General features: G+C 47.8%; 6 protein-coding genes. 2 read left to right on the forward strand and 4 right to left on the reverse strand.

Features of this window, described 5'->3' with window-relative positions; all coding sequences use genetic code 11:
* Together B5G28_RS13940 and B5G28_RS13945 are read left to right on the forward strand one after the other, a co-directional pair.
* Positions 1-846, forward strand: an 846-nt coding sequence (locus B5G28_RS13940; protein WP_144265568.1) for an IS66 family transposase, incomplete at its 5' end; no start/stop codon positions are given.
* A gap of 532 nt (positions 847-1,378) precedes the next feature.
* Entirely contained in the window at positions 1,379-2,527 is a 1,149-nt protein-coding gene (locus B5G28_RS13945) for an IS110 family transposase (protein ID WP_158099639.1), read from the forward strand.
* Positions 2,528-2,565: 38 nt separating this feature from the next.
* On the opposite strand, the gene B5G28_RS13950 is transcribed toward B5G28_RS13945, so the two are convergent.
* From B5G28_RS13950 to B5G28_RS13965, 4 genes are all read right to left on the reverse strand, one after another.
* Complete coding sequence (locus B5G28_RS13950) at positions 2,566-3,471, reverse strand: IS3 family transposase (protein ID WP_144265569.1); 906 nt, start codon at positions 3,469-3,471, stop codon at positions 2,566-2,568.
* Positions 3,472-3,594: 123 nt separating this feature from the next.
* On the reverse strand, positions 3,595-3,918 hold the full coding sequence (locus B5G28_RS14755; protein ID WP_158099640.1) for a hypothetical protein: 324 nt from the start codon (positions 3,916-3,918) through the stop codon (positions 3,595-3,597).
* A gap of 95 nt (positions 3,919-4,013) precedes the next feature.
* The gene (gene istB / locus B5G28_RS13960; protein ID WP_087249774.1) at positions 4,014-4,796 is read right to left on the reverse strand and encodes an IS21-like element helper ATPase IstB; all 783 of its coding nucleotides are present in this window, start codon (positions 4,794-4,796) and stop codon (positions 4,014-4,016) included.
* Positions 4,789-5,451, reverse strand: a complete 663-nt coding sequence (locus B5G28_RS13965) for a Mu transposase C-terminal domain-containing protein (protein ID WP_087249776.1) — start codon at positions 5,449-5,451, stop codon at positions 4,789-4,791. Before B5G28_RS13965 ends, istB begins: the two co-directional genes overlap by 8 nt.
* Positions 5,452-5,628 lie beyond the last annotated feature (177 nt).

A 5,628-nucleotide genomic window follows, 5' to 3' on the forward strand; every position in this document is an offset into this window, starting at 1 on the left:
GAGCAGCTTCGCAGGGAGCTGCTGCGGCAGGACATTGTGAATGTGGACGAGACCCGCGTCCATGTCCTGAAAGAGGATGGCCGGGAATCCAGTCAGATGTCCCAGATGTGGGTGTTCTGCTCTGCCGAAAAGAAAATTGCACTGTACCAGTACAGTACCAGCCGTTCAGGCCGGGTAGCCAAAGAGATGCTGCAAGGCTTCTCCGGCTATACCCAGACCGACGGCTATTCGGGTTACAATTGTCTGGATTCCGTGACTCATGTGGGCTGTTGGGCTCACGCAAGACGCAAGTGGGTGGAATGCTTTGTGGACGGCAAGCCGGTACAGGGAAGCCGATCCGAGGCAGCGTTTCTGCTGATTGAGGAAATGTTCTCCCTGGAGCAGGCCTGGAAAGACCAATCGCCAGAGGCCCGCTTTACGCTGCGGCAGGAAAAACTCCGACCGCTGCTGGACAGTTACTGGGAACTCCTGGACAGCTTCGAGGCAGCAGAAGGCACTGCGCTGAGCAAGGCTAAAGCCTACTCTCTCAACCAGAAGCAGGCGCTGAACGCCGTGCTTCTGGACGGCCGCCTGGAACTGACCAATAACCTTGCCGAACGCACGGTGAAACCTTTCGTCATGGCGCGCAAGAATTTTCTGTTCTGCGACACCGCAAAGGGTGCCGATGCCAGCGCTCTGTGTTTCAGTGTGATCGAGACAGCCAAGCACAATGGTCTGGATCCCTTTGGTTACCTGCTGTTCCTGCTGCAGGAGCTGCCCAAACTGGGCGGAAATCCTACCGAGGAACAACTGGTTCCGCTGCTCCCCTGGGCTGAAAGCCTTCCCGAGTATTGCAAACTCAAATAATTTCAACCGATTTGAGCTCCTCATGGGAGCTCTTTTCTTTATCCCTCACGGGGGATTATGGAGCGCTTACCAAAGATAGGAGAATTATACTGCCCCTACACGGAAAAGCCAACACAGGCGGTTTCTTCGCCCATTTTGAACCCTAATTTCTGCGTTTTGTGGAGCGGCGGGAAAGATAGTGCGGACAGGACAACACCACCGCCCGGAAACTCTGCTTGCAGGGATGGACACAGCCCTTGCATAGCTTGTTGGTACAATCCTATTGGTGAAATTAAAATTGTTTCATCATAGACGGTTATATGATTGTGCCGATTTCCGAAACATAGTAACATTGAAATACTAACTGGGGCTGAAAGTGGCAAAATTGCTTGCTTGGTTTCCATTCAGGAATTACTAACAATGTAGACCGTCCGTTCGCTTCGTGAAAGAATCAATGTTTCGATTGGTTGGGTCGGCACAACTGTTACCCGTGTCAACAACGCGCCTGTTGCTTTTGCGAAGAAGCGAAACTGCCCTGAGAGGAGAAGTGTATATGAATTTTGGTCCGGTAGCAGGAATTGATGTCAGCAAACGATTCAGTGATATGTGTATTTTGTCGCCAGACAACAAAATCTTTGCTCAGGAAAAGATTTATCACGATGAAACATCGATCAATCGGGCAAACACCCTGCTTCAAAAGGCTGAGCAGATCTTTTCCAGCAAGCCTGTTATTGTGATGGAATCCACCTCGCACTACCACTTGATTCTATTTCAGTTCTTCTCGGAGCATGGATACGAAGTAATCGTGGTGAATCCGCTTCAAAGCAGTTCCATGAAAGATTTCTCTATTAGAAAGAGGAAAACAGATCGTGTAGATGCCTTTAAATTGGCAATGATGTATCGAACAAAGACATTACGGCCTTCCCAGGTTCCTCAATCTGCAATGCGTGCATTACGCCAGCTCTGTAGAGAACGGGTGGAATTCTTGAATGACGTTTCGAGTTATAAAAATCGATTGACAGCTTTCTTGGATCAAACCTTTCCAGGCTATGATAAGATCTTCTCAGATCTAGGAGGAATTACTTCGTGTGCCGTGCTTGTGCATTTTCCAACGCCAGCTATTTTGCTTGCAGCGGAAGAATCAGAACTGGTTGAAGTGATTGCTGCAGCAAGCCAGTCAGGATATGGATTTGCTAAGAAGAAAGCTGAATTGCTGATCTTGGCGGCACAGAAAGCACAAACCCTGGGAATTCATTCCTGTGCCGATGAAACCCTCATTGTATGTACCATTCAAATGCTTCGTACATTATCTGAAAGCGTGCTTCAAATTGAGAAAGCAATAGACAATTTATTGGCACAGATGAAAGAAATACGAAACAACGTTTCTTTGCTGCAAAGCATTCCTGGTGTTGGCAGCCATTCGGCAGCTCTTTTACTAGGAGAAATTGGGGATTTCACGCTGTTTAAAAAGCCTAAACAACTTGCAGCTTACTTTGGGTTAGACCCATCTGAACGGCAATCCGGAACATTCAGAGGCACGAAAAACAAGATTTCAAAGCGTGGATCACCCTATGCAAGAGCCGCACTTCATATGGGAGTAGTTAATGCAATTTGTAAGCATGGAAAGCAACCAGCACCAAATCCTGTACTGCTTAGTTACTACGAGAAGAAATGTAAAAACAAACCAGCAAAGGTGAAGTGACCCCAAAAAGTTAGACAATAATTTGAAATAAAAATAGTTCAAACAGCTGAAAGGGCTTGTTGTCTGTGAATTGCAGGCGGCAGGCCCTTTAGCTTTGCCTTAATACGCCGGTTATTGTAGTAATCCAGATAGTCAATGAGTTCTTGTTTGAAGTTCTGCATGGACTGGAACTTTTGCAGATAAAGCAGTTCACTCTTTAGCAGACCGAAAAAGTTTTCTGCCACAGCATTGTCCAGGCAATTTCCCTTGCGGCTCATACTTTGCCGGACACCTTTAGCTTTGAGCATACGCTGGTACTGCTTGTGCTGGTATTGCCAGCCCTGGTCGGAATGGAGAATCAGCCCGGTTCCATCCGGTATAACTGCAAAAGCTTTGTCAAGCATGGTTGTCACCATACTCAAAACCGGCCGTTCAGAGATGGTATAGCTGACCAAATACCCGTTGTGCAGATCCAGAATAGGAGAAAGATAAAGTTTCTGGCCAAACAGACTGAACTCTGTCACATCGGTGACCCACTTTTGATTTGGCTTTTCTGCGTAAAAATCTCTGTTCAGCAGATTGGACGCAACCTTGCCTACATTTCCTTTGTAAGAGCGATATTTTTTCACTCTGACATGACAAACCAGTCTCAGCTGCTTCATGAGTCTCTGTACTGTCTTGTGGTTCAGATATATTCCTCTGCTGCGAAGCGCAATCGTGATACGCCGGTAGCCATACCGACCTTTATTTTCGTGGTAGATAGCAGAAATCTCTGTCTTTGCTTGTGCGTATTTATCTGTCCTGTGCATCCGCTTTCGGTGGTAGTAGAAGGTGGCACGGGGCAGCTGAGCGATTTCAAGCAGAACAGACAATCGATATTTCGGCCTCAGTTTTTGGACTACCAGGGCTTTTTCCTCTGGCGTCGCTCTCGTTCCAAAACCAAGGCTTGTAAGTTTTTTAAGTATTCGTTCTCCGCTCGAAGTCTCTGAACCTCTGCCAGCAGATCTTCTTCTACCTCTTTCGGTAGCTGCCGAGGACGTCCTTTGTTCCCTCTGCCACGCCGTTCCACTTCAAAACCTTCCGGACCCTCAGTCAGGTAAATTTGCTCCCATTGTTGAATTCGGTAATGGTTGCATACTTGAAAGCGCCGGGCCGTTTCCCGGTAACCCAGCTTTTCTTCCAGCATGGTTTCGATTACCATTTTCTTGAATTCCGGTGTATATCTCTTGTTTGGCTTCCCTTTTGGCACAATAAAACACCCCATTTGTTTTCAGTATACCATACTGTCTAACAAATGGGGTGCAGTTCACCTTTGCTGGTTTGTTTTTACATTTCTTCTCATAGTAACTAAGCAGTACAGGATTTGGTACTGGTTGCTTCCCATGCTTACAAATCGCATTAACTACTGCCATATGAAGTGAGGCTCTCGCATATGTCAACGCCGAAATAAAAAATGCCTAAAACGCCGGCCACAAAATGACCCAAACGCCGGAAACACATACGCCGGTTAACCATCAGCCGGAAGCGTGGCCGGTGGAACTGGTTGAATGCCCGCTTTCAATCGGTCACGCAACCGGTAGGTCTGGCCACGGATATTTACCACATGAGCGTGGTGTAATAACCGGTCCAGAAGAGCGGTAGCCAGTACATTGTCGCTTAGAAGCTCACCCCAATCGCTGAAGTATTTGTTGCTGGTTAAAATCACGCTGCCATGTTCGTAACGTTCAGAAATCAGCCGAAACAAAAGTTCTGCTTCCTGGCGATTCAACTGCATATAGCCAACCTCATCAATCACCAGCAAAGCTGGACGCAGGTAAATCCGCCAGCGTCGCTCTAGATGTCCCTGGGTTTGTGCTTTCTTCAAGTCAGCAATAAGCCGGGAAAGAGTGGTATAATAGACCACCATTCCAGCATCCAGGGCTCTAAGAGCTAGACCGACAGACAAGTGCGTCTTTCCCACACCAGGAGGTCCCAGAAAAATCACATTCTCATTTCTGGCTACAAAGGCTAGCGTCCCAAGCTCTTCGATCTGTCGCTTGTCAATGCTGGGTTGAAAGGTGAAATCAAATTCTTCCAGCTGCTTGTGGTGCGGCAGCCTTGCCAGTTTTAAACGTGTTTCTCGGCTTTTTCGCTGGCGTTCCTGCTGTTCAGAGGATAACAAGTCATGGAGGAACTGAACATAGGTCTGCTGACTGTGAAGAGATTGTTCCAGCTGTGCATCCAAAAGTTGAGCTGCCGTGTGCAGCCCCATCTGTTCCAGGAGAGAGCGGGTATGTTCTAGCTCAACCATGTGCTGCACCTCCCAGCAAGGAGTCATAGAAATGCAGAGAACGAACTTCTACACGAACGTCCTGTTGGTGTGCTGCTGGATAAGGAGCAGCAATCCCTTTGCGTTCTGCCAGGCCCTTGTATTGGCCGGGCAGCCAGACAATTTTACCCGTATGGTACTGCAGCTGGTGCTGGGCTAGAAGGATCTCTCCATAATAGATTTCTAGCTGCCCTTTCACTGCTCGAACCTGTACTTCCTTTCCGCTGTACTGCCAGGGTACACCATACCGGATGCCGTCAAAGCTTACAAGTCCATCTCTTGTAACTGTTCTCGTTTCCCAGCGGTAGCGGTCCTGAATTTCCTGGGAAGGTAAGGAGAAAAGTTCTTCTTGTGCCAGCTTTTGCAGAGGGATCTCGCAAGTTGTTCCATGAGGCCTTGAGTCAACTGATTTGCACCAGGCAATCGCCTGGCGATTCAGATCTTCCAGGTCTACAAAGCTGCGGCCCGGGAAAAAATTCTCCTTTACATACCGCACCAAACGTTCTACTTTGCCCTTTGTCTGGGGCGTTCTTACCCGGCATACCTTTGGAACAAATCCCATCTCTACAGCAAAATCGGCAAACTGCGTATTCCAGATCACCTTGCCCGCTTCACGCCCTGTGACCACAGTTTTCATATTATCGGTCAGGACCTCTTTAGAGCAAACCCAGAAAATAGAGTGAAGTCACCGCCGCACTGTACAGCAGTGGTATGATAAATGTGGAGATGATGAATATGCTTCACAATGAATCACGGAACTTATTGGTGCAGGCGTTTGAAAAGAATCACAACGCCAAACAGACAGCTGAGGATT

It is taken from the genome of Faecalibacterium sp. An77 (assembly GCF_002161315.1).
Taxonomy (GTDB): domain Bacteria; phylum Bacillota; class Clostridia; order Oscillospirales; family Ruminococcaceae; genus Faecalibacterium.